The sequence below is a fragment of the Bacillus pumilus genome (assembly GCF_900186955.1).
GTDB classification, from domain to species: Bacteria; Bacillota; Bacilli; order Bacillales; family Bacillaceae; genus Bacillus; species Bacillus pumilus.
Window position 1 is genome coordinate 1,973,989 of sequence record NZ_LT906438.1, and the last position, 22,010, is coordinate 1,995,998.

Below are 22,010 nucleotides of genomic sequence, written 5' to 3' on the forward strand. Positions count from 1 at the left end.
TCTATTTCAGATTAAATTTTCATGATTCCGCCTGTGTTGGCTGATGTCACAAGTTTTGAATATCTGGCAAGATAGCCCGTTTTCACTTTTGGCTCAAAGCCTTTCCAGTTCGCTTTTCGTTTTTCCCATTCTTCCTCTGGAACCTCTACGCTTAAAATGCGCTGCTCAATATCAACCACGACATGGTCACCATTTTCAACAAAGGCAAGCGGGCCGCCTTCAGCTGCTTCAGGAGAGACGTGTCCGATAGACAAACCGCGAGAAGCGCCGGAAAAACGTCCGTCCGTAATTAAAGCAACCTTTGGTCCAAGACCCATCCCGACAATTTGTGAAGTAGGAGCAAGCATTTCTGGCATACCAGGTCCGCCTTTAGGTCCTTCATAGCGAATGATGACAACATGTCCTGCTTCTACTTTTCTATTAATGATGCCTTCAAGAGCTTCTTCTTGGGATTCAAATACGATCGCAGGTCCTTCGTGACGTGTGATCCCATCTTGTACTCCGCCCGTTTTAATGATGGCTCCATCTGGCGCAAGGTTTCCAAATAAAACCGCTAAGCCGCCCTTTTCAGTAAATGGCTTGTCGATTGGATAAATGACGTTATAGTCTTTAACCTCGTGACCTGCAATGTTCTCACCCATCGTTTTCGCTGTGACGGTCATTGTATCTAAATGAAGGGCGCCTTCTTTTTTGGACAATTCATTTAGCGCAGCTGTGACACCGCCTGCTTCATGTAAATCCTCAATATAAACATCCGAAGCTGGAGCAAGTTTTGATAAATGAGGCACACGCTCTGCTACTTCATTGATGCGTTCAAGTGAATATTCAACACCTGCTTCATTTGCGATCGCCAGTGTGTGAAGAACTGTATTCGTTGAACCACCAAGTGCCATATCTAATGCAAATGCGTTATCAATTGCTTTCTCAGTCACAATATCACGTGGTTTAATATCCTTTTTAATGAGCTCCATTAGTTGTTTTGCTGACTTTTTCGCAAATTCTCTTCGCTCTGGTGATGTCGCCAAAATCGTTCCATTTCCAGGAAGAGCAATTCCAAGTGCCTCTGCTAAACAGTTCATTGAGTTTGCTGTAAACATACCTGAACAAGATCCGCAGGTCGGACAGCCAAACTGTTCTAATTCATTTAATTCCTCTTCGTTAATTTTACCTGACTGGTAAGCACCGACGCCTTCAAATACAGAAGAAAGGGAAATCTTTCTGCCATCACTTGTTCTACCCGCTTCCATCGGTCCACCGCTGACAAAGACCGTCGGAATATTGACACGCATTGCTGCCATCATCATCCCCGGTGTAATTTTATCGCAGTTAGGAATACAAACCATTCCATCAAACCAGTGAGCAGATACAACGGTTTCGACAGAGTCAGCAATGATTTCACGGCTTGGTAGTGAATATCTCATCCCGATATGGCCCATCGCAATTCCATCATCGACCCCAATCGTATTAAATTCAAATGGGACGCCGCCAGCTTCACGAATGGCTTCTTTCACAATCTTTCCGAATTCCTGAAGATGGACATGTCCTGGGACAATATCAATATAGGAATTACAAACAGCAATAAATGGCTTGCCGAAGTCCTCATCCTTTACTCCCGCTGCTCTTAGTAAGCTTCGGTGAGGTGCTCTGTCAATTCCTTGTTTAATCATATTACTACGAAGTTCTGCCATCTGTTTAAAAAGCCTCCTATACTACAAGTCTTGTTGACTGTATGATTTTGAGTTGATTTTATTTTACAAATTTTCTGTTTATTTAGCCACCGATGAATGACCGATGACCAGCATGGCTGCTGAAGCTAGTGTTCAGCATGGTTCGTGTCATAAAATCTGACCTCCAATATTCTATATTGGTACTACTATATAGAGTTTTTTCGTATATTTCAACAATATTCAAAATAATTTTTCTAAAAAAATTTTTCTGTCTATGATTTTAGAAAAATAAGCTACCTATCATTGGCAGCTTGCTCATAAGTCTCATCATTCTGATGCATTTTTTCTACTTTCTGTCATTTGCTTCCATACTGAGCCTTTCGCTTCTTCTCCGTGCTCAATGCGCTCAATCGCCATTTTCACTTGAAGGCTGACTTCAAATTCAGGGTCTTGCTCAGCTTCTTTTAATGCGTCAAGTGCTGTTTCGTCACCTTCTTCATAAAGAAACATCGCTGCACGCCAGCGAACAAGTTTACTTGGATCCTTTAATGATTCGATCATTGCTTCTATAGCGCTCGGGTCACCAAGGTCTGAAATGCAGTCTCCAGCGGTTCTGCGGACCGTCACTGTTTTATCTTTAAGCCCTTTATATAAAATAGGCAGAATAGCAGGATCTTCAATCATTCCAGCATTCACAACGGCTTGTCTGCGAATCGATGTTTTAGGGTCCTCCATTGCTTTCATTAAAACAGGTATATCCTTTTGCTCTGGCTGCATTTGCTCTAAATGGGCAAAACGCTTTTTCCAATCTTCCTCGCGCAGCATTTCTTCTGTCACATCATATGCCTTTCGGTTCACCTGTCGATCTACAGCTTCTTGTCCTTCTTTGACTGCCTCTGTTAAGCGGGCTAAACGTTCGTCATCATAGGCTGCTTGGAGCTCTTCTGTCACTTCCTGGCCAATATCTGCAAAGTCACCAAAACGAACGCCATGTTCTTTCCACACACGTTCAAATACGACATTGTCTGAACTGCTTCTGAGCTTTAAAATGGCTGCTTGGAAGCGTTCAGGCATGCCAAACCGCTCTTCTCTTTCACCGTCCGTTAATTTGACTTGCATCGGAATCCCATTAAACATTTGGATGAACACTTTGACTTCGCCAAATGTGTCACCGCCAGACTGCGACCCTTCCTGAAGGCCTTCTGTTTCTTGACCAAAGGCTTCTCTGACCTGCTGCAAAATGCCCTGCCAGTCAAACTTTGCATTACGCTCAACCGCTAAGAAATCTGCGACATGATAAACACCTTTTACACCTTCAATGTTCAAAATACGCTTAATCATCTCTGGCGCTTCGTCTTTTTGATCCTTTTTGTAGTTGTTGCTTTTCCCGCCGGCAAGTGCTTCTGTCAAAATGACCTTCATCGTATTTGGACTTGGCGTCGGTTCTATCGCTGTTATTTTCATCTATACATCCTCCTTACACACATAAAGACCCTACTCATCTGTAAGGCCGCATTCTTCTTTCCATGTCTTGATAAATAGGCTCATCAAATCATGCCGCTCCTCAGCAAGCTGCTTTCCAGAACGAGTGTTCATTAAGTCTTTTAATTTGAGCAGTTTTTCTTCCATATGTTTTAGCACGGAGCCCTGCTGCGTGTCCTTTGTATAGTGGGGTTCCCCTTTTGCGCCTGCATAAGTAAACACCCTCGCAATACCGGTTGCTCCTATCGCATCGAGCCGATCTGCGTCTTGAACAATGGCCCCTTCTAACGTTATTGGTCTATTCTGCTTATGTCGATGACGAAAAGACATCGTTGTAATGATGTCCATGATATAATGAATATCTCGCGTATTAACTTCCCAAGAAAGGAGCTGAAGCTCAAGCTGCTTTGGTGAAAGCTTCCATTCACTCGACAGCTTTTCATCTATGACATCATGAACAATCGCTGCCATTTCGATCACAAACAGAGAGCCGCCTTCCTGATTAGCAATCTGGCAGGCAAGCTGCCGCACACGATCAATATGAGCCGCATCGTGTCCAGTCGGTTCATATTTCAGCCGATCTGAAACAAAGGAGGCAGCTGCCTCCAATTGTTTTTTCTGCATGACGGTGAGCACCTTATTTGTCCAAAAGAGCGATGATGGAGCTTTCTAATTCTTTTGGTGATGTTTTCGGAGAGAACCGCTCAGTGACTTCTCCGTTTTGATCCACGATAAATTTTGTGAAATTCCATTTCACTGTTTTCGTGCCAAGTACACCTTTTGCATGACTTGTTAAATGTTTGAAGAGCGGGTGCGCGTTGTCACCATTGACATCTACTTTCGCAAACATAGGGAAGGTCACCCCATAATTCAAAGAACAGAATTCTTGAATGGCTTCTTCTCCTTCTGGTTCTTGGTTCATAAATTGGTTACATGGAAATCCTAAAATTTCAAGGCCCTTTTCATGATATTGATCATATAGCTCCTGCAGTTGTTTAAATTGAGGAGTCAGTCCACATTTGCTTGCTGTGTTGACAATAATGAGTACTTTTCCTTTGTAATCTGCCATTGATTTTTCTTGACCGTTAATGGTCTTGACCTGAATATCATAAATTGACATCTCATAGCCTCCTAGGATTCACTTTTTCCTATCGTAACATGCTTCTTTTATAAAATCGCTTTTTATGCTTCCGGTTAAAAGAGTCCTGTCACACTGCCGTCTTCTAATAAATCCATCTCGAGCGCCGCTGGTTTTTTAGGTAATCCAGGCATTGTCAAAATGCTTCCAGTTAAAGCAACAATAAATCCTGCTCCTACAGATGGTTTTAACTCACGAATCGTAATGGTAAAGCCCTTAGGCCTCCCAATTAAAGCTGGATCATCTGAAAGTGAATATTGCGTTTTTGCCATACAAACCGGTAAATGCCCCCAGCCGTTTTCCTCGATGGCTGCCAGCTGTTTTCTTGCTTTTGAAGTGAGTGTGACCCCGTCTGCTCCGTAAACCACTTTGGCAACTTTAGATAATTTTTCTTCGATGGAATCATGCTCTTCATACAAATAGGAAAAGCTGTTCTTCTTCTTTTCAATAAGTGTTGCGAGTTCTTCGGCAAGTGCTGTCCCGCCTTCTCCTCCTTCTTCCCATACATTCACAGCTTGGACTGGGTGGCCATGTGCGTGGCACCAATCTTCTATCGCTTGAATCTCTTCTTTTGTATCAGTGATAAATCTGTTAACTGCGACAATGTACGGAAGACCGAAGGCTTGGACGGTTTCAATATGCTTTTCTAAATTATGTATACCTTTTAATACAGCTTGTGCATTCTCTTCTTTGAGTTCTGTTTTCTTCATTCCGCCATGCATCTTTAATGCTCTGACAGTCGCCACAATGACAACTGCACCAGGCTTGAAATCACCAGCTCTTGTTTTAATGTGCAGGAACTTTTCTGCTCCAAGATCTGCTCCAAATCCAGCTTCTGTTACGACATAATCGGCTAATTTCGCCGCCATTTTAGTTGCAATTAAACTATTACATCCATGCGCAATATTGGCAAAAGGACCGCCATGAACGAGGGCCGGAGTTCCTTCAATCGTTTGTACAAGATTCGGTTTGAGTGCGTCTTTTAAAAGTAACGTCAGAACACCTTCATATCCAAGTGCACCAACAGTGACTGGCTCCCCGTCTTGATTATAGGCAACAACAATAGAAGAAAGACGTTTTTTCAAGTCGGTTAAGTCATCTGCTAAACAAAGGATGGCCATCATTTCGGAGGCAACCGTGATGTCAAACCCGTCTTCTCTAGGATACCCATTTACCTGTCCACCAAGTCCGACAACGACCTGTCTTAAAGCACGATCGTTTAAATCAAGCACTCGCTTCCATACAATGCGGCGCGCATCGATGCCGAGTTCATTTCCGTGATGGATATGGTTATCAATGAACGCAGATAAGGCATTATGTGCAGAAGTAATGGCATGAAAATCTCCTGTAAAATGAAGATTGATTTCTTCCATTGGTAGCACCTGTGAATATCCTCCACCTGCTGCACCGCCTTTTATACCCATTGTAGGACCTAATGAAGGCTCTCGCATTGCTATGATTGCTTTTTTCCCTATTTTTTCGAAGGCTTGACCGAGCCCGACTGTGACGGTGGACTTCCCTTCACCTGCTGGCGTTGGATTGATCGATGTGACAAGGATCACATGTCCTTCTTTTTGTTCTTTTAAACGGTCAAAAATAGTCAAAGATATTTTCGCTTTTGTGAAACCATAGCATTCTAATTCTTCGTCATGTATTTGCAGCTTTGCTGCGATGTCTTGAATAGGTCTCAGCTTTGCCTTTTGGGCGATGTCAATATCTGATAAATGCTTTGTGATCATAAATAAACGGCCTCCTTTTTTTCGAGAAACAGCTTTGTTTTTGCTCTGTTTTTCATTGTAACATAATTGAAACATTGAAATATCGCCAGAAAGTTCCTATAATGAAATGAAATTAGCTTTGGTTCAGGGGGTGGCGAGTTGCCTATTAACATACCAGTTCATCTGCCGGCAAAACAAATACTAGAGAGCGAAAACATTTTCGTCATGGATGAGACAAGGGCATTCAAGCAAGATATCCGTCCTTTGAATATCGTGATCTTAAATTTAATGCCAAAAAAAATACAAACTGAAACGCAGCTGCTAAGAATGCTCGGAAATTCTCCTTTGCAAGTGTACTTTACGTTTTTGATTCCAAGTACGCATACACCGAAGAATACGTCGAGAGAGCATCTAGATGAATTTTATACGACCTTTGAATCGATTCGCCATAAGAAATTTGATGGAATGATCATCACCGGCGCACCAATTGAGCATTTAGCTTTTGAAGAAGTATCCTATTGGAAAGAGCTGCAGGACATTTTGGACTGGAGTAAAACGAATGTGACGTCTACTCTTCACATTTGCTGGGGTGCACAGGCAGGCCTATATCACCATTATGGTATTGAGAAAATCAAGCTTGCAGAGAAAAAATTTGGTGTATTTGAGCATCTTGTGAAAGAGAAAAAAGAAAGATTAGTCAGAGGTTTCGATGAAGTATACTATGTCCCACATTCGAGGCATACAGATATTAATACAGAACAATTAAAAAACACGCCGAATTTGAAAGTATTGAGTGTCTCTGAAGAAGCGGGTGTTTGTTTAATTGTTTCAGATGATGATAAACAAGTATTTTTAACTGGACATCCTGAATATGATACGGACACATTGAAGCAGGAATATGAAAGAGATTTGTTGAAGGATGATACAGTCCAAAAACCTGTCCACTATTTTATAGAAGATGGTGACACATTAGTCCCAGTGAATCGATGGAAAGCCCATGCCACTTTACTGTTTATGAACTGGCTCAATTATTATGTTTATCAAGAAACACCATACGTTTGGGAATAAAATAGACTGTAGTCTGATGATAAATGGCCAAAATGTGTTAAAATACAAATGGCTCTGTCTTCCATTATCAATTTAGTCTTGTTGTTTTTTAAAATTAGTTTAATTCTTTCGTAACGAATGATATGCTCTGACTGTTTATATGTTATCTTTATGTATATGTAGACCTATGAGATTAATAGTTTTCGTACGAAGTTTTGTTGTTGTTGATTACATTTGAGGTGAATATTCTTGAATACCAATAAAAAAATATTAATCTTGACCGCAAATTATGGAAATGGACATATGCAGGTGGCTAAAACACTGTATGATGAGTGCAAATCTCAAGGCTTTGAGCATGTTGTAGTTTCTAATTTGTATCAAGAATCAAACCCCATTGTGTCGGAAGTGACTCAATATTTATACTTGAAGAGCTTTTCCATTGGGAAACAATTTTATCGCTTGTTTTATTACGGTGTAGATAAAATTTACAATAAACGCAAATTTAACATTTATTTAAAAATGGGAAATAAGCGTCTTGATGAACTTATCCAATTACACAATCCGGATATGATTATTATTACATTCCCGATGATTGTTGTTCCTGAATACCGGAACAAAACAGGAAAAGTCATCCCGACATTTAATGTCATGACAGATTTCTGTCTTCATAAGATTTGGGTACATGAAAACATCGACCGGTACTATGTTGCAACCGATTATGTGAAACAAAAATTAGTGGAAATCGGCACACATCCAAGCGATGTCAAAGTGACAGGCATTCCTATTAGACCACAATTTGAAGCAGACGTGCCAAAATCGAAGATTTATAAAAAATATGGATTATCATCAAACAAAAAAGTTCTTCTGATTATGGCCGGTGCTCATGGTGTACTGAAAAATGTCAAGGAATTATGTGAAGCATTGCTTCTAGACAGTGAAGTACAAATTGTTGTTGTATGCGGAAAGAACGCAGCGCTGAAACAATCACTAAGCGATCTTGAACAAGCACATCCAGATCAATTGAAGGCGCTTGGATATGTGGAACAAATTGATGAATTGTTCAGAGTAACAGATTGTATGATCACAAAACCAGGTGGCATTACTTTAACAGAAGCAACTGCAATCGGCGTCCCAGTCATTCTTTACAAGCCTGTCCCTGGACAAGAAAAGGAAAATGCTCATTTCTTTGAAGATTATGGGGCAGCCATCGTCATCAACAGACATGAAGACATTTTAGAATCTGTGACCAACTTGCTTCAAGATGAAGAAAAGTTAGAAACCATGAAACAAAACATGAAAAATCTTCACTTAAAGCATTCTTCTCAAACCATTTTGGAAGATATCGTTGAGCAATCAGATATCATCACGAATAACAAAACGTATGCTCGCGCATTATCATAAAAAGGTGTCCGTCATTGACGGACACCTTTTTCTTTATCCTTGATTTCCATTTGTTGTGTACACTTCTTCAAACGGCTGCACGACAACAAAGCCGCTTCCGCTAAATTTCATTTGAATAGACTCTCCGCTTCCTCTGCCAATAAAGGTTTTGAATGAAACATCTGTCACAAATTCAGTTTTTAAATCCCCTGACCATGCAACTGTCGCATTTGGATCTGTATAGACAGAGTCACCCGGCTGAACAATCAATGTGAGCGGCTCATAATGACTCGTAATCGCAGCAAGGCCTGGTCCTTCTAATTTGACATTAAATAATCCGCCTGCAAGCATCCCCGACACTTTTTTCATCAATTTGATATCCCAGCGGACTGAAGGTTCAAATGCGAGCAAATCATTCCCATTCACAAAAATGGATTCCCCTTGAGTTAAACGAAGAATTGAGATTTTTTTGCCTTGATCTGCTACATATAATTTCCCATCACCTGTTGCCTTCATGAGTGAAGTGCCTTCTCCTGACAGCATTTTTTTAAACATCTTTGAGACGCCATGTTCAAACACGCCCTCACGTTCAAACTTGATTTTGCCTCGGTACGAAACCATGGAACCTGTTTTTGCCCAAATGGTATCAGTCAAATTAATTTCTAAAAGTCTTGATGTTTCAAGTTCGAAGACCCCTTCTCCCTTATCTTCCTGCTGCGTATTCTGAACAAATTCTTCGAGTGTATAACGATTCATGATAGCACCTCTTTCTGTATTTTTTTTATATACGGACAAACTGTGCATAAAGTTTCAGAAAATGGGGACGGTTTAGCTATTATTGTTATTTGTCAAAAAAAATCAAACATTCTGCTCAAAATTTGGCTCTCCCGCTTGACGCTTTACTTTTGATGGTGTATAGTGGAACCATCATTTAACAACTGCAAAGTCGTTAGGTGATGAAAATTTTTTTTAGTATGCCAAAAGGTATGCTACAGTACTAGGAGGAAAAAGCAATATGCAAAACGGTAAAGTAAAATGGTTCAATAATGAAAAAGGTTTCGGCTTCATTGAAGTTGAAGGCGGAGACGATGTATTCGTTCACTTCACAGCTATCGAAGGTGACGGTTACAAGTCTTTAGAAGAAGGACAAGAAGTTTCTTTTGAAATCGTTGAAGGTAATCGTGGACCTCAAGCTGCAAACGTAACAAAAATCTAATCAACTAAATCAATGATGCAAAATAAAGAGAGGCTTATGCCTCTCTTATTTGATTTTCAGCTGAATTTCAATTGCTAAAATATTTTGCTTCAGTCGTTGTTCAATTTCAGAGATATCTTTTTCGAGAAAAGGTCTTCCCTTCTTTGCTACATCTACAAGTTGCTCTAGATCGCTGTACACCTCTTGAAATGTTCGATGTAATACCGTTTCGAACTCCTTATTATTCATACCGGCCTTCCCCTTTTCCTCTAATATCCGTCACTTAGTCAAAAAGTAACTCAACCAAAACTTTCTATAGTTATATCGGCTCATTTTTCGGAATATGTTCTTTTTTTACACATTCTATCCGTTTTTTTTCAAGAGCGAATGTTTGAGCAGGGAAAACCGGTCCGTTCGTTTATTTTTTGAGCAGCGTTTGGCCATATTCTTTTATTTTCTCTCCAACAGTGCATTGCTGTATGCAAAAGGAATGGGCATATTTTTTGCCAAATTCTTTTCGAAAATGCTTCTTAATCAAACAATCTGAACAATACGTGTCTTGAAGATCGGTCAATTCTTGTACTGCTGTTTTTTTATCCACATTATTCAGCTCCGTCTGCTTCTAATTTCAATGTACTTTCGATTGGGACGTCTGCAAGAATCTGTCTTGCAAGCTGATCCGCTTCTGCATTTTGTTTCCGGTCGATGGCTTCATAGGTTGGCGTCAGCTTCAGCTCTTTTAAAGCCGCTTCAATTCGGTCAAGCCATTTGTTATGTACATCATCATAACAAGGCCATTCTCCTTTTAACTGATTCATGACAACAAGTGAATCTCCTCTAATCGTGACAGAATTTCTGCTTGCCCCCAGGTCTTTTAAAGCTTTTACTGCCTCAAATAAAGCCGCATACTCTGCTTCATTATTGGTACTCCCTTGGAAAGGCTGATTTTTTCTCAATCGATAAGCGTCTTTTCCTAGCTTATAGTAGACGACAACACCAAGACCAGAGTCACCGGTTTCTTTGTGAAAACTTGCATCAAAATAGACTTGAAGCTGATCAGGTTCAAGCTTTAATTCTTCATTTAGCTTTTCAAGCTCTTTTATAGACCACATAGCCCCTTTTTCATCTTCAAATGACAGAAGTGACTGTGGTTCTTTTTTGTCAATATGTTTTGCTAACCTCAAGGCCTCTTTTAGCTCCAACCAATCTTCTTGGTAAAAAGCAATGGACCCAATTGATTTCACTTTCATTGTGTAGTGTGCTCTTAGTTTCATTGATCACATCGCCTTCCCGTGCTTTTAAGGTAAACATACGTTATGCTATAATCAAAAAGTTACATTTACAATGAGAAAGGAAGTTCATGTCACTTGTTTAATGAAGGTATTTGGATCTTATTTGCGATCATTAATTTTATCATTGTTCTTCTATTTTATAAAGGATTTGGCAAGATGGGCCTTTTTGTCTGGATTGGCTTTGCGACGGTTGCCGCAAATTTACAAGTTGTCAAAACCGTTGAATTATTCGGCCTAACGGCAACACTTGGAAATATTTTATATGGCAGTGTGTTCTTTGCAACGGACGTATTGAATGAAAAATATGGACAAAATGAAGCGAGAAAAGCTGTCTGGATTGGTTTTGCTACCCTTTTAACACTAACTGTTGTCATGCAGGAAGCTTTGCTTTTCCATCCCGCTCCATCTGATATCTCACAATCATCGCTGGAAACCATATTTGGCTTTATGCCAAGGGTTGCACTTGGCAGTCTCGCTGCTTATATCATCAGTCAAATGCTAGATGTTTATGTATATTCGTTTATTCGCCGCATATTTCCTTCCGATGGCGCGCTCTGGGTGCGCAATGCCGGAAGTACGATGATTAGCCAGCTTCTTGATACATTGATTTTCACGACCATTGCCTTTCTTGGCACGTATCCATTTCATGTATGGATAGAAATCTTCATCACGACATATGTCATTAAATTTATCGTCGCTGCGATTGCAACACCTTACGCGTATGCAGCGAAAAAAATGGTTCCGCTTGATGAAAGGGTGAAATGATGTGCCAGCAGAAATATACATTGACGGTGCGAGTGCAGGGAATCCAGGTCCCTCTGGCATCGGCATTTTCATCAAATATAATGGAAAGGCTGAGTCCTTCTCCATTCCTCTTGAACCCATGAGCAATCACGAAGCAGAATTTTCTGCTCTGATCGAGGGGATGAAAATATGCGCAGAAAAAGGATTGCGTACCGTTTCATTTCGAACAGATTCACAAGTAGTTGACCGCGCAGCCAATGCAGGATTTGCTAAAAATCCAGCCTTTCAGCACTTTATCAAAGAGATGATCGAGCTTCAAAGCCAGTTTGATTTATTTTTTATTAAATGGATTCCGAGTAAGGAAAACCAAATAGCAGATCAGCTCGCCAGAAAAGCGATTCACCTATCTAAAGGATGAATCGCTTTTTTTCGGTTATGCTAATGTGTGTGAGGTGATACTGATTGGATAAAGAAAATAAAGGTCGTGTCACAAATGGGACAACCCCACAAGGTGATGCGCAAACAAAAGATAAACAGCCACTATCTCAGCTGGAAAATAGAGCAAAGAAAAGCAATACAAAAAGATGAACCTTAGAGATCGGCTTTAGCTGATCTCTATTGTACTTAATCGATTCATCATCGGTTCGATTCCTTTGATTTGATGGTGCCTCAGCATAGCAGCAGCACGTTCTTGATTGATGTTCATTTTCGTCTCATCCATTGGACAGCTGAGCGGGACATCACATTTAATCTCTGCCAATAGACGAGAAAGCTTCAAATCTTCTAATCCTGCTTGCATTTTCTTTTGCTGCGTAGCCGTTAGTTCATGGACATTTTCTAACAAACCGTCAATCGTTTCATATGTTTGAATAAATTTTAAAGCAGTTTTTTCTCCGATTCCTTTGACACCTGGATAATTATCACTTGCATCACCCATGAGTGCTTTCATATCAATGAGTGCCTTTGGCGAGATTCCCATTTCCTCTTCAAATAAGGCTTTTGTATAAAGCTTATAATTGCCAATTCCTTTTTGCATCAGGGCAACAGTCACTTGTTCATTCAAAATTTGCAGCAAATCTTTGTCACCAGTTAGGACAGTCACGCGTGCTTCTTTTTGGTAAAGCGTAGCAAGTGTACCAATACAATCGTCTGCTTCAAAGCCCTTTAAACCAATGTTCACAATTCCTAGTTCTTCTGTAGCTTCTTTTGCTAAATCGAATTGCGGAATGAGCTCGACAGGCGCCTCTCCTCGATTTGCTTTATAATCTTGAAATAATTCGTTTCGATAGGTTTGGCTTCCCATATCCCAGCAGCACACAATATGAGTTGGCTCAAATGTCTGTACAGCTGTTAATAAGTGCTTCAAATAGCCATTCACTCCATTTGTTGGTACACCGTGGTCATTTATCATAAAATTGCGATGGACAGCCGTCGCATAAAACGATCTGAACAAAAGCGCCATTCCATCTACAAGCAGTACGTGTTTATTCATTCTCTTAAACTCCCTTTTCAAAACAATACTCCCATTCTATCACAGAACACAAAACTAGACATGAAAAAGGCGCCTTCTTCTTTTACAAAAGAAGAGGCAGCCCGTTTACTTTTGACCGTATTGCATTTTTTTCGTTTCTGCTTCTGCATAGGACGGCATGTCTTTTTGTTTAGGGTCACGCTCATCCTGCTGCTTTGTCTGTTGCTTTTTTTTCATGATCATTCCCCTTTCTCGGTACATTCATTAAGATGACCAAAAAAGAGAAAGTTACTCTTTACTTCTGTTTCTGCTCGACATACTCTCTGACCATATCATTCGTCACGTGCTTACGCAGCGGAACTATACCGCCTCGTGCAAGCTCATTCATCTTCGACGTAATGGCGTTGATCTCGTCTGTTGTAAATGGCTCGTTTTGCTCACATTTGACAACAGCCATCTCTATTGCTTGTTCTCTTTTCTGTTCAAGCTCAAGAAAGGACTGAATATGAGCATGCTGCTTTTGTGAGTGTGCTGAAATCTCTTCGTGTACGCTCGTCATTTTGTATCAACTGCTTTCTTTTTTATTTAGTCTACCATGAATCAAATGGTTTTCAACTCGTTCTTCCATTCGGTTGTTTGTTCATAAACTTGTTCAATGACGGCCTGCTCTTTGGCATCTGTCGTTAGGCTCGTGATAAATGTTTGTTTTTGTTCACTTAGCTGCTCGAGCGCTTCTGTTTCATATCTTTCCGTAAACGTCTTCACCATCATGTCGTACCTGCTCAGTAATTCTTCTTTTTCTTTATCAGCCCATTTCGTGGTTAACTGATGAAGAATGTCTCGAATCGCTTCAATAAACGCAGCCTTTCCATTCTGTTCAAAGAAAACTTTCGGTGATTTTTGTTTCTTTAAGAGCGGTTCGAATGGCGTTAGTTCAGCTTCGATTTCAATTTGTTTCAGCTCAGCATTTTTCTCTTCAGGCGGCGACAGTGAGAGAGAAAAGTAAGGGTCTTTTGCACATGCCGCCTGCAATCCTTTCTCCCACTCCTCTTGGAAGTATTGATGAATAAACGATTCCATTCGGATATCAAGCGCCTTTAATTCCTGTACAAATTCAAATTCATAATCCTTTAGTGCCTTCTCAAGTGCTTTTTTCAATTGCTGTCCGAAATTCCCTTGAGATATTCCAGGATAAAAGGCTGTCTTAAAGAGATCATTCGCAAATAATGAGAGGCGCTGCACAATATGATAGAGCTGTTCATGTAAGTCCTTTTTCACGCTTTCTGTCACTAGCTTAGATTGTTTTATCTGACTCATTTGATCAAGAATCGCTTCATAGGATGCGTCTATCTTTTTCTTTTCCACTTGCTTCTCATCTTCTGACTGATGCAGCGTCGCATGCAGTTTGTCGACCGTTCTACATAACGTACGTGCTTCAAAATATAACAGCTCGATCGCATCTTTCGTTAATTCTTCCTCTATAAAATAGTCGAGCTGCTTTCTAAGCTTTGCGTATTGATTATAAGCTGTCTCTCCATTTCCTTCGATCTCTTCCTTACTGGATACATGATGAAGGTTTGGGTTTCTTATGCCTTCTTTTGTGAGCTCATTTTTTACATAGTCAAAGACGGTGTCAAGCTCTGCTTGATCCTTTGCGAGATCAGCTGCATTGATAATAAAGAACATTTTATCCATGCTAAATGAATCTTTTACAAGCCCAAGCTTACGTAAAAATGACCGATCTGCCTTCGAAAAAGAGTGCTGGTAGTAAGTTAAATAAAGAAGCGCATCTGCGTCCTTCATATATTGAAAGGCGATCTCTGTATGACGCTTATTCATACTGCTAGCGCCTGGCGTATCAACAATAGTCAGCCCTTTATCTGTTAGAGGTGTACTCAAATAAACCGTCACTTCCTTCACCACACAAGAAACAGCTTCTTCCGCCACATATGGCCTCAGTTCTTGAAGAGTGACATGAAGCGGCGTTTGCTTAGTAATGTGATCAAGGAAACGGATATGTGCTTGTAAAAAATGTTCAACAATGACGCGGTGATCTTGTTCAAGCTGTCTTTTTTTAAGCGTTCGTTTGAGCTTGGATGTAAACGCCTCCCCTTTTTCTTCTGAGATCGGAAATCCTAGGATCTGATTGAGCTCCTCTAATATATCCTGTTCTGTTTTGAATACCACTTTGACACTTTCGTGAGGGTGATGTTCCGTCGGCCGCGTCAGCTTGTTAATGGTTGCCGTTGTTGGTGTGGGAGAGGATGGCAGCACCTTTCTCCCGACGAGAGCATTTGCAAAGGAAGATTTCCCCGAACTAAAAGCCCCAAATAAAGCGAGTGTGAATTCTTTCGCTTGCAGCCGTTTTGTTCGTTTTTCAAAGGACTTTCTTTGAGATTGGAGCGCATCTAATGGCAATAAAATCTGAGAAAGCTGCTCAAACTGGGCAATCGACTGTGCCGTCGTGACATGCTGTGACTGACGCATTTGAGGTTGATCAATCTGCTTGTTCGGTTTTTCTTGGTCGCTCTCTTCAGGATGAATGGTCGCTTGCTCCTGCTTTAGCAGATCATGTTGCATTTGTCTCTTTTTCGCATAAAACCAATCTTCTTCGATCTGTTCATCCGTTCCATTTTGCCATATATCCCATACATGCTGAACATCTCGCTTCATTTGTTCATTTTTTTCGATGCATTGCTCGAGTGTTTGGAGCTTTTTTGCAGACTGAGCCCATTTTTCTTGCTGCTCTGCTTGATCTTCCATAAGCTTGGCTTTCAGCGACTCCACCATTTGTTCAATCAGTGGCATCGCTTGCTGCTTAGCCTGTCTTCTCAAGGCTTCGCCAGCATCTTTTGCATATTGCAGTACGTATTCATTGGAGAACGTTGCTCCATGATGAATCACACTTTCAAGAAGTGATTCTTGTACAGGTGTTTCAAACGCCATCACTTGATTTAATAACTCTTCACCAAGCTGATGCTTCTTAACTTCTTTTTTTAGTAGCTCAGCAATATGCCAGTCCACTTCTGCCTTCATTCTCGCTTTGACATCTGTTAAGAAGTCAGTTGCCCGTTTTTCTTTTTCCTGCTCAGTTTTATTTTTAGCAAAAAGCAGTCCCACTTTAAAGCCAGGTGCTTTTGATTCAATATAGTCGCTTGCGAGTTCTCTCATTTTAAATGGAGTTAGGTTGGCATTTTTCAAAATGCTCTCGACTTCAGTAGATACTTCTTCTTCTAACTGTTTGGCTCCATTTTCAATGAAGTGATTTTTCGCTTCCAAATCCTTTACTTCTTTTCTTTTTTCTTGGAGCTGTGACTCAAGCTCTTCACCTTGCAGCTCTTCTTTTAACGAGTCAATGTGTTCTTTTAAGACATGCTCAATTTTCTGCTCCGTATAAGCCCGAAGTGAGGCTTTCGGCAACGTCTGTAATTCTTGCAGTTTTTTGATTAAACGAATCATTTCATTTCTTGGATGCGTCTCATCGGTTACAGATGTAAAGTATAGATGATCTTCTTCAATGCCTTCTTTAAGGAGCATGTCAACCACTTGATTTTTGTAGTCTTCAAATGCTGTCTCATGCTCATCATGCCGGTCCACTTGATTCACGATGAAATAGAGATTTGGCACTTTTTCTTTGATGGAGCGAATGAAACGAATGTTTTCTTCAGAATGAACATGGTTGTAGTGAACGACATAAAAAAGAGCATCTGCTTGATGAAGAATAGACGCAGCAGATAAAAAGTGGGCATGATCCGTGGAATCAATTCCTGGCGTATCAATCAGTGCCACTTTTTCTTCAAGGCCTATATAGTCACCGCTAATTTCCACCATCTCAATCTGTTCTCCATCCTTACAGAAACGCTGTACTGCTTCTTTATCATAGGAGCCGCTCATTTTTGCAAAACGGCCATCAGAGGTGTGAAGCTGCACTTCACTTTCCCCTTTCCTCACGACGACCAAGTTTGCACTTGTTGGGATTGGACTCGTTGGCAAAATGTGATCATGAAGCAGATGATTCACAAGTGATGACTTTCCAGCAGAATAGTGGCCGGTAAATGCGATATATACTTCTTCTTCTGCTTCCTTTTTGATAATCGATGCAAGTTTGGCAGCGCGCTCATGATCATCCCTTTTGAGAAAGCTTTGATATAAAGCTCCTGTAGTTTGAACGAGCGAATCTCGAATAGACAAGTCTTTCATGACGATAAACCCCTTTGTTTTTAGAAAAGTCAGTTATGTATGTGATACCATTTTACACAAAATAAAGAGATTTTTCTTCTGATCTGAGGAAATAAAAAAAATCTGCTGCCCGATCAGTCGCAGTTGACTGGAATCAGGAAGCAGATTTTTTGGAGACACCTTTTAATACGAAGCCAATTAATAGGCTGTACACACACACCGTACCGAGTAAGAAAATCATTGTCATGTGATCACCGTCCATCCTTCATGATTGAGAATGCTTATCATTAATGAAAGTGTAGCACAATTGATAATGATTTTCAATATTAATTTAGCAAATACTGATTTAATGCTTTCTCCTCTGTTTGAATTCGTACAGCCATCATCCATGCATTTAAACATGTAAACAAAATGGCAGTGACATACGCATCAAACAATAGCGGGATCAGTAAAAGCTCAATCGCCACGACTACATAGTTAGGATGTTTCAACCAGCGATACGGTCCTTTTTTTACAATCATCGCGTTTGGTACGACTAAAATTTTCGTATTCCAGTACGTCCCAAGGGAGCATAATGCCCAGTATCGAATGACCTGTGTAGCCATGAGAAAAAGGAGCAGCACAAGAAAATAACGGGACGGCCCCTTATGTAAAAGCCCTATCTCAACTATAAGTGAGAGAAAAAAAGCCGTATGCATAGCGACCATATAGGGATAATGACTAGCACCAAATTCAATGGCACCTAGTGCTTTTACTTTCTTTTCATTTCTTTTGGCCACAAGCATTTCAATGAGCCGTTGACAAACGAAGAAACCGATGACAAGCCAAATGATCATGACAAGACCTCCTCCCACTTCATAAGAAGCAGCTCTGAGGAAAAGCCCGGACCAAGCGCCCCGCAAAGTCCCATCTCCCCCTCTTCAGCTGATTGATGTTCCAGGAAATGCTTGATGACATACAAAACTGTGGCAGAGGACATATTTCCGTGTTGTTTGAGTACTTCTTTTGAAGAAAACAGCTGATCCTCTCGTAAAGATAGACTTTCAACATAGGCATCAATCACTTTTTTTCCTCCAGGATGGGCTAGAAATACGGATAAGTCATTAGTTGAATATCCTTGCTCCTCTAAAAATTGATCCACCTGCTCTTTTAACCAGCCGGAAATCAAACTCGGAATGTCACGGGAGAAAATAACCCGAAAGCCGTCACTTGTAAATTCCCAGCCCATCACATCCTCAGAATCTTTCATTGTGACAGATTGCGTGCTTAGTACTTTAGGGACCGTTTTTAAATGGGCATATTCAAGCGCAGCTTTTTCCCCAGCTAAAAGAACCGCTGCCGTCCCGTCTCCAAACAAGGAGGTGCCGATTAAATTGCTTTTTGATTGATCTTGCGGCTGAAAGGTTAAACTGCACAGCTCACAGGCAACGACAAGTACCTTTGCTTCTGGAAATGCCCTTATGTATTCATAAGCTCGCGACAGCCCTGCCGCACCGCCCCCACACCCTAGGCCCCAGATCGGTACTCGTTTCGTATAAGGAGAAAAAGGAAGGACGTTCATGAGCTTTGCGTCAAGACTTGGGGTCGATAAGCCGGTACTTGAAATAAAAAACAATGCATCGATCTCTTCAACCGGGACTGGTTTTTTTAGAAACTCCTTCTCTTGAAGACAATGTATGATCGCTTCCTTTGCATGAGCCAGTGCCTTTTCCAAATAGATATTGTTTTTCTCTTCAAAAGAGTGGTGCGTCTGATACCATTCAATGGGCTGCACAAACTGCCTGCTCTGAATTTCTCCATTTTGAAAAGCTCTCAGCAGCCGGTCAATATCTTTAAACGATCGTTTAAATTGAGACCTAGCAAAATCAGCAGCTGTTTTCTGATCCACGTGATGCTTCGGGTGACTCGTTCCAACTGAAAGAATGTACGCCATCGGCTTCACCTCTTTTTTCGGTTAATATCCCCTATCGAAAAAAGGATATACATGCCGAACCGTCACAATTCAGTCAAAACATTTTCCTCCGTCTAACTTTTTGTCTTGACGACAATTGATAAATATTGGATAATATAGGTGAAAACATGATGTAGTTTTCCTCCTTCACAGGTTCGTTCCAAGCCAAGCGAACCTGCTTTTTTTATGTAAGCTATGTTCAAGAATAATATTGATTCAGTAAAAAATAAAAGGACTCTCTTTGAATTTCCTCTCTTATCAACACCTAAAACGCAAAACTTCACCTAAATCATTTCAAGGATTGACTTAATAAAATCAGTTTTTTCATCTGCGTATTTGTGTTTGTCATTTTCATGTAAACTTGATAATTTAAGTTTAAGCTGTTGGTATTCACTTCTAGCTTGCTCGTTATTGCTCAAGTAATCTCTGAAATTTAACTGTTCAAGTAAATACTTATTGTCTCTTTGGTACATATGGATTTGATGTGTTCTTGGTTCTCCTTTATTAAAGTAGTGTCTTTCAGGTAATACATTTGTTCCTTTATATGAGTAACCGAGTCCTTCCAAAGCTACTACACATTTTTCTCCATCAAAAAAATGATCTATTTCAATTGCAATATCAATAATTGGCTTAGCGCTTAAACCTTTTACTGCTGTACTTCCAATATGGTGTACATTGACTGTGTATTGACCAATATCACCTATTATCTTTCGCTTTTCTCTTTCAAATTCTTTTGTCCACTCAATAGACCAAGGGACTAAAAAGACTTCCCCTCTTGGTAATCCCAGTATTTGCTTATCCCACCTTTTTAATTTTAACGTCCATTTGGAAAATTTTAATAAACCAAGTTTATCATAGGTCTCATATGTAGAGAGCAGACAGATTTCAATAATCATCCTATTCGTTTAGATCTATTTCTTGGTTGATGTCATTCAATACGATTCTTAACAATTCACTCTCATCTTATTTTATATCTAAAGAACAAAAATTCCCTTCAACCGATTATTAATAGAGTTATTTAACATAGCTTTATGCAAAAAAACACCTCTCAAATGAGAGGTGTTAGACCGTAGACAAACCCCACCTTTACTTCAAGTAAAAGTGGGGTTTTCACTTACCAGCTTCTGTTCTCGGACGAGTGTAAGGCTTGACAGGTCTTATCTCTTGATCCATTAAAAACATAGCGATATATGGTGTTTTATATACAGCATCTACCGTGTCTACATTTCGTTTTCCGATTTTCTCTGTCACCTGTTATACGAGTGAATTTAACATACGAGTATCATGAACATTGCCACCTGTGACCAGTGATCCAAAAATAAATCCTGTTGAATCACAAGCTGTATGAAAGGAATAAGCAAATGACTTTTCACGTTCACCTTTTACATAGTAGCCAATCTCTGATTCAGTTGTACTGACTTTGATTTCTTTTGTTTCTTCTTTATTTTGTAGGGGTAAGAGCTTACTCTATGTATTTCGCGATTGATCGCCTCTATCTCCAATATCCACATGAGCATCCTTTTTTCAATGAAATCGTCATTATACAACACTTTCATACGGAATCTCCCTTTCGCTTCGCATTAATGGTTAAATCTGATGCTATCTTAGCGTATAAATATCAACGTTTCGATCATTATTCAGAATGATTTCATTTAAACATGAATGGATCACCTTTTTTTCTGATCAATACAAAGCAATAACCATGAAATGCTAATTTATTTGATTATTATATATAAAAAGGTGTTTTTTTCCTGTATACTTAATCAATATGAACACCATGAAAAACAGTGAAAAAAGATAGAATCTACTACATGATTCGGCACAAAATTTAATTGACTGGAGTGATTGTAATGAAAAAGGTGTCCAAAAAACAGACACCCTACAACACGATACTTCTCTCGAAGATAATTGGTTTAGTGCTTCTTACACTGTTTCTCTTTTTTATCTGGGATATGTCTAAACCCCATTTGCAGGCGACAAATGGGCAAGCAAAAATTGTTGCCAGCAGTGACTTCCGAGACACAAGCATCAGTCTGAAAGCAAAAGATCATTCTACAAGAACATTGGATACACATGTTAAGACCAATCCAAACCAACAGACAACGAATAAAACGGTCTTTTTAACATTTGATGATGGTCCTACTGCTACATCAAATCAGCTGTTAAATGTATTAAAAGCACATCACGTGAAGGCGACATTTTTCATGCTTGGACCGCAAATCCAAGCACACCAAGCAGCTGTGAAAAGACTTTATCAAGAAGGACATCAATTAGGGCTTCATGGCATGACGCATGATATAAACCGCTTTTATCAGAACAGTGAGTCTCCCGCAAATGAAATGAGAGAAGCTCAGCGCATTCTTGCTTCTGTTACAGGCGTTTACACCCGTCTTGTGAGAACACCCTATGGCAGTGTTCCAAATTTAACATATCATCAAAAAGTACGTTTAAACCAAAATGGCTTTATTTACTGGGATTGGACGATTGATAGCCTTGACTGGAGATATAAAAACTCACAATATGTTCCAGAGGTATTGAATCAACTGCAAATGTTTGAGAAAAATAACCCATGGGAACCAAAAGTTATTTTAATGCATGATCAACCCTCTACCACAAACTATTTAGATAGCCTGATTACACAGCTAAAAGCAAGGGGCTATACATTTGCAGTCATTAACGAAACAATGCAGCCGGTACAACATTAATAGTGCTAATCACAACAAGCCCGTATCCAAAAGATTCGGGC

At 40.1% G+C, this 22,010-nt stretch carries 23 protein-coding genes and 1 pseudogene; 7 read left to right on the top strand and 17 right to left on the bottom strand.

The features are described from left to right. Positions 1 to 11: 11 nt before the first annotated feature. The 5 genes from ilvD to CKW02_RS09975 all read right to left on the bottom strand — a co-directional run bounded on the left by ilvD (position 12) and on the right by CKW02_RS09975 (position 6,026). Positions 12 to 1,688: a dihydroxy-acid dehydratase gene (ilvD, locus tag CKW02_RS09955; RefSeq protein ID WP_050943890.1), complete on the bottom strand. Its 1,677-nt coding sequence runs from the start codon at positions 1,686 to 1,688 to the stop codon at positions 12 to 14. Positions 1,689 to 1,994: 306 nt separating this feature from the next. Beyond that, the gene (locus CKW02_RS09960) at positions 1,995 to 3,131 is read right to left on the bottom strand and encodes a conserved virulence factor C family protein (protein ID WP_003215956.1); all 1,137 of its coding nucleotides are present in this window, start codon (positions 3,129 to 3,131) and stop codon (positions 1,995 to 1,997) included. A 30-nt stretch (positions 3,132 to 3,161) separates the two neighbouring features. Further along, the gene (locus CKW02_RS09965; RefSeq protein WP_003215594.1) at positions 3,162 to 3,773 is read right to left on the bottom strand and encodes an HD domain-containing protein; all 612 of its coding nucleotides are present in this window, start codon (positions 3,771 to 3,773) and stop codon (positions 3,162 to 3,164) included. Positions 3,774 to 3,786: 13 nt separating this feature from the next. Beyond that, positions 3,787 to 4,269, bottom strand: coding sequence for a glutathione peroxidase (locus CKW02_RS09970; RefSeq protein ID WP_003216059.1), 483 nt, complete (start codon positions 4,267 to 4,269; stop codon positions 3,787 to 3,789). A 74-nt stretch (positions 4,270 to 4,343) separates the two neighbouring features. Beyond that, positions 4,344 to 6,026 carry a formate--tetrahydrofolate ligase gene (locus CKW02_RS09975; protein ID WP_003215909.1) on the bottom strand — a complete coding sequence of 561 codons (1,683 nt, stop codon included), beginning with the start codon at positions 6,024 to 6,026 and terminating at the stop codon, positions 4,344 to 4,346. Positions 6,027 to 6,164: 138 nt separating this feature from the next. Between CKW02_RS09975 and metA the strand changes: the two genes are divergently transcribed. Continuing rightward, the gene (gene metA / locus CKW02_RS09980; protein WP_003215782.1) at positions 6,165 to 7,073 is read left to right on the top strand and encodes a homoserine O-acetyltransferase MetA; all 909 of its coding nucleotides are present in this window, start codon (positions 6,165 to 6,167) and stop codon (positions 7,071 to 7,073) included. A gap of 228 nt (positions 7,074 to 7,301) precedes the next feature. Further along, the gene (locus CKW02_RS09985; RefSeq protein ID WP_003215454.1) at positions 7,302 to 8,453 is read left to right on the top strand and encodes a diglucosyl diacylglycerol synthase; all 1,152 of its coding nucleotides are present in this window, start codon (positions 7,302 to 7,304) and stop codon (positions 8,451 to 8,453) included. 33 nt (positions 8,454 to 8,486) lie between these two features. On the opposite strand, the gene CKW02_RS09990 is transcribed toward CKW02_RS09985, so the two are convergent. Then, positions 8,487 to 9,188: an AIM24 family protein gene (locus tag CKW02_RS09990; RefSeq protein ID WP_003216095.1), complete on the bottom strand. Its 702-nt coding sequence runs from the start codon at positions 9,186 to 9,188 to the stop codon at positions 8,487 to 8,489. A 259-nt stretch (positions 9,189 to 9,447) separates the two neighbouring features. On the opposite strand from CKW02_RS09990, the gene cspD reads away from it, so the two are divergent. Further along, positions 9,448 to 9,648 (top strand): cold-shock protein CspD, encoded by a 201-nt coding sequence (gene cspD, locus CKW02_RS09995; protein ID WP_003215784.1) that lies wholly within the window; start codon positions 9,448 to 9,450, stop codon positions 9,646 to 9,648. A 45-nt stretch (positions 9,649 to 9,693) separates the two neighbouring features. Here the strand turns inward: cspD and CKW02_RS10000 are convergent, their stop codons facing one another. The 3 genes from CKW02_RS10000 to CKW02_RS10010 form a co-directional block, all read right to left on the bottom strand. Further along, entirely contained in the window at positions 9,694 to 9,876 is a 183-nt protein-coding gene (locus tag CKW02_RS10000) for a hypothetical protein (RefSeq protein ID WP_003215507.1), read from the bottom strand. Positions 9,877 to 10,045: 169 nt separating this feature from the next. Beyond that, positions 10,046 to 10,228 carry a zinc-finger domain-containing protein gene (locus tag CKW02_RS10005; protein ID WP_003215998.1) on the bottom strand — a complete coding sequence of 61 codons (183 nt, stop codon included), beginning with the start codon at positions 10,226 to 10,228 and terminating at the stop codon, positions 10,046 to 10,048. 1 nt (position 10,229) lies between these two features. Continuing rightward, on the bottom strand, positions 10,230 to 10,901 hold the full coding sequence (locus tag CKW02_RS10010) for a ribonuclease H family protein (protein ID WP_003215694.1): 672 nt from the start codon (positions 10,899 to 10,901) through the stop codon (positions 10,230 to 10,232). Between the two features lie 93 nt (positions 10,902 to 10,994). Between CKW02_RS10010 and CKW02_RS10015 the strand changes: the two genes are divergently transcribed. From CKW02_RS10015 to CKW02_RS10025, 3 genes are read left to right on the top strand one after another with little or no spacing between them, the layout of a single operon-like run. Next, positions 10,995 to 11,684, top strand: coding sequence for a queuosine precursor transporter (locus CKW02_RS10015; protein ID WP_003215661.1), 690 nt, complete (start codon positions 10,995 to 10,997; stop codon positions 11,682 to 11,684). Position 11,685: 1 nt separating this feature from the next. Further along, positions 11,686 to 12,081 (top strand): reverse transcriptase-like protein, encoded by a 396-nt coding sequence (locus CKW02_RS10020; RefSeq protein WP_003215503.1) that lies wholly within the window; start codon positions 11,686 to 11,688, stop codon positions 12,079 to 12,081. 44 nt (positions 12,082 to 12,125) lie between these two features. Further along, positions 12,126 to 12,251 (top strand): hypothetical protein, encoded by a 126-nt coding sequence (locus CKW02_RS10025; RefSeq protein ID WP_003215584.1) that lies wholly within the window; start codon positions 12,126 to 12,128, stop codon positions 12,249 to 12,251. Positions 12,252 to 12,267: 16 nt separating this feature from the next. Here CKW02_RS10025 and CKW02_RS10030 read toward each other — a convergent pair whose 3' ends face one another. The 8 genes and pseudogenes from CKW02_RS10030 to CKW02_RS10060 form a co-directional block, all read right to left on the bottom strand. Then, positions 12,268 to 13,155: a 5'-3' exonuclease gene (locus CKW02_RS10030; protein WP_003216107.1), complete on the bottom strand. Its 888-nt coding sequence runs from the start codon at positions 13,153 to 13,155 to the stop codon at positions 12,268 to 12,270. A gap of 274 nt (positions 13,156 to 13,429) precedes the next feature. Further along, positions 13,430 to 13,693, bottom strand: coding sequence for a YpbS family protein (locus tag CKW02_RS10035; protein WP_003215634.1), 264 nt, complete (start codon positions 13,691 to 13,693; stop codon positions 13,430 to 13,432). Between the two features lie 41 nt (positions 13,694 to 13,734). Next, positions 13,735 to 17,334, bottom strand: coding sequence for a dynamin GTPase (dynA, locus tag CKW02_RS10040; RefSeq protein ID WP_003215576.1), 3,600 nt, complete (start codon positions 17,332 to 17,334; stop codon positions 13,735 to 13,737). A 133-nt stretch (positions 17,335 to 17,467) separates the two neighbouring features. Continuing rightward, complete coding sequence (gene fbpC, locus CKW02_RS20600) at positions 17,468 to 17,575, bottom strand: Fur-regulated basic protein FbpC (protein ID WP_306172627.1); 108 nt, start codon at positions 17,573 to 17,575, stop codon at positions 17,468 to 17,470. A 64-nt stretch (positions 17,576 to 17,639) separates the two neighbouring features. Continuing rightward, a complete protein-coding gene (locus CKW02_RS10045; protein ID WP_003216065.1) occupies positions 17,640 to 18,149 on the bottom strand; it encodes an isoprenylcysteine carboxyl methyltransferase family protein in 510 nt (169 codons plus the stop codon). Then, positions 18,146 to 19,246 (bottom strand): type III polyketide synthase, encoded by a 1,101-nt coding sequence (locus CKW02_RS10050; protein ID WP_003216103.1) that lies wholly within the window; start codon positions 19,244 to 19,246, stop codon positions 18,146 to 18,148. Before CKW02_RS10050 ends, CKW02_RS10045 begins: the two co-directional genes overlap by 4 nt. A 302-nt stretch (positions 19,247 to 19,548) precedes the next feature. Continuing rightward, positions 19,549 to 20,055: a GrpB family protein gene (locus CKW02_RS10055; RefSeq protein ID WP_003215882.1), complete on the bottom strand. Its 507-nt coding sequence runs from the start codon at positions 20,053 to 20,055 to the stop codon at positions 19,549 to 19,551. A 325-nt stretch (positions 20,056 to 20,380) separates the two neighbouring features. Beyond that, positions 20,381 to 20,728: pseudogene (locus CKW02_RS10060) on the bottom strand (IS5/IS1182 family transposase); the annotation flags it as partial. 386 nt (positions 20,729 to 21,114) lie between these two features. On the opposite strand from CKW02_RS10060, the gene CKW02_RS10065 reads away from it, so the two are divergent. Beyond that, positions 21,115 to 21,969, top strand: coding sequence for a polysaccharide deacetylase family protein (locus CKW02_RS10065; protein ID WP_003216144.1), 855 nt, complete (start codon positions 21,115 to 21,117; stop codon positions 21,967 to 21,969). The last annotated feature ends 41 nt before the right edge of the window (positions 21,970 to 22,010 follow it).

Coding starts and splice junctions, on each gene's coding strand:
- CKW02_RS10000 (WP_003215507.1), bottom strand. CDS start 9,876: ATGAATAATAAGGAGTTCGAAACGGTATTACATCGAACATTTCAAGAG.
- CKW02_RS10050 (WP_003216103.1), bottom strand. CDS start 19,246: ATGGCGTACATTCTTTCAGTTGGAACGAGTCACCCGAAGCATCACGTG.
- CKW02_RS09990 (WP_003216095.1), bottom strand. CDS start 9,188: ATGAATCGTTATACACTCGAAGAATTTGTTCAGAATACGCAGCAGGAA.
- CKW02_RS10065 (WP_003216144.1), top strand. CDS start 21,115: ATGAAAAAGGTGTCCAAAAAACAGACACCCTACAACACGATACTTCTC.
- cspD (WP_003215784.1), top strand. CDS start 9,448: ATGCAAAACGGTAAAGTAAAATGGTTCAATAATGAAAAAGGTTTCGGC.
- CKW02_RS10045 (WP_003216065.1), bottom strand. CDS start 18,149: ATGATCATTTGGCTTGTCATCGGTTTCTTCGTTTGTCAACGGCTCATT.
- CKW02_RS10035 (WP_003215634.1), bottom strand. CDS start 13,693: ATGACGAGCGTACACGAAGAGATTTCAGCACACTCACAAAAGCAGCAT.
- CKW02_RS10010 (WP_003215694.1), bottom strand. CDS start 10,901: ATGAAACTAAGAGCACACTACACAATGAAAGTGAAATCAATTGGGTCC.
- CKW02_RS10030 (WP_003216107.1), bottom strand. CDS start 13,155: ATGAATAAACACGTACTGCTTGTAGATGGAATGGCGCTTTTGTTCAGA.
- CKW02_RS09975 (WP_003215909.1), bottom strand. CDS start 6,026: ATGATCACAAAGCATTTATCAGATATTGACATCGCCCAAAAGGCAAAG.
- ilvD (WP_050943890.1), bottom strand. CDS start 1,688: ATGGCAGAACTTCGTAGTAATATGATTAAACAAGGAATTGACAGAGCA.
- dynA (WP_003215576.1), bottom strand. CDS start 17,334: ATGAAAGACTTGTCTATTCGAGATTCGCTCGTTCAAACTACAGGAGCT.
- fbpC (WP_306172627.1), bottom strand. CDS start 17,575: ATGGACGGTGATCACATGACAATGATTTTCTTACTCGGTACGGTGTGT.
- CKW02_RS09965 (WP_003215594.1), bottom strand. CDS start 3,773: ATGCAGAAAAAACAATTGGAGGCAGCTGCCTCCTTTGTTTCAGATCGG.
- CKW02_RS09960 (WP_003215956.1), bottom strand. CDS start 3,131: ATGAAAATAACAGCGATAGAACCGACGCCAAGTCCAAATACGATGAAG.
- CKW02_RS09970 (WP_003216059.1), bottom strand. CDS start 4,269: ATGTCAATTTATGATATTCAGGTCAAGACCATTAACGGTCAAGAAAAA.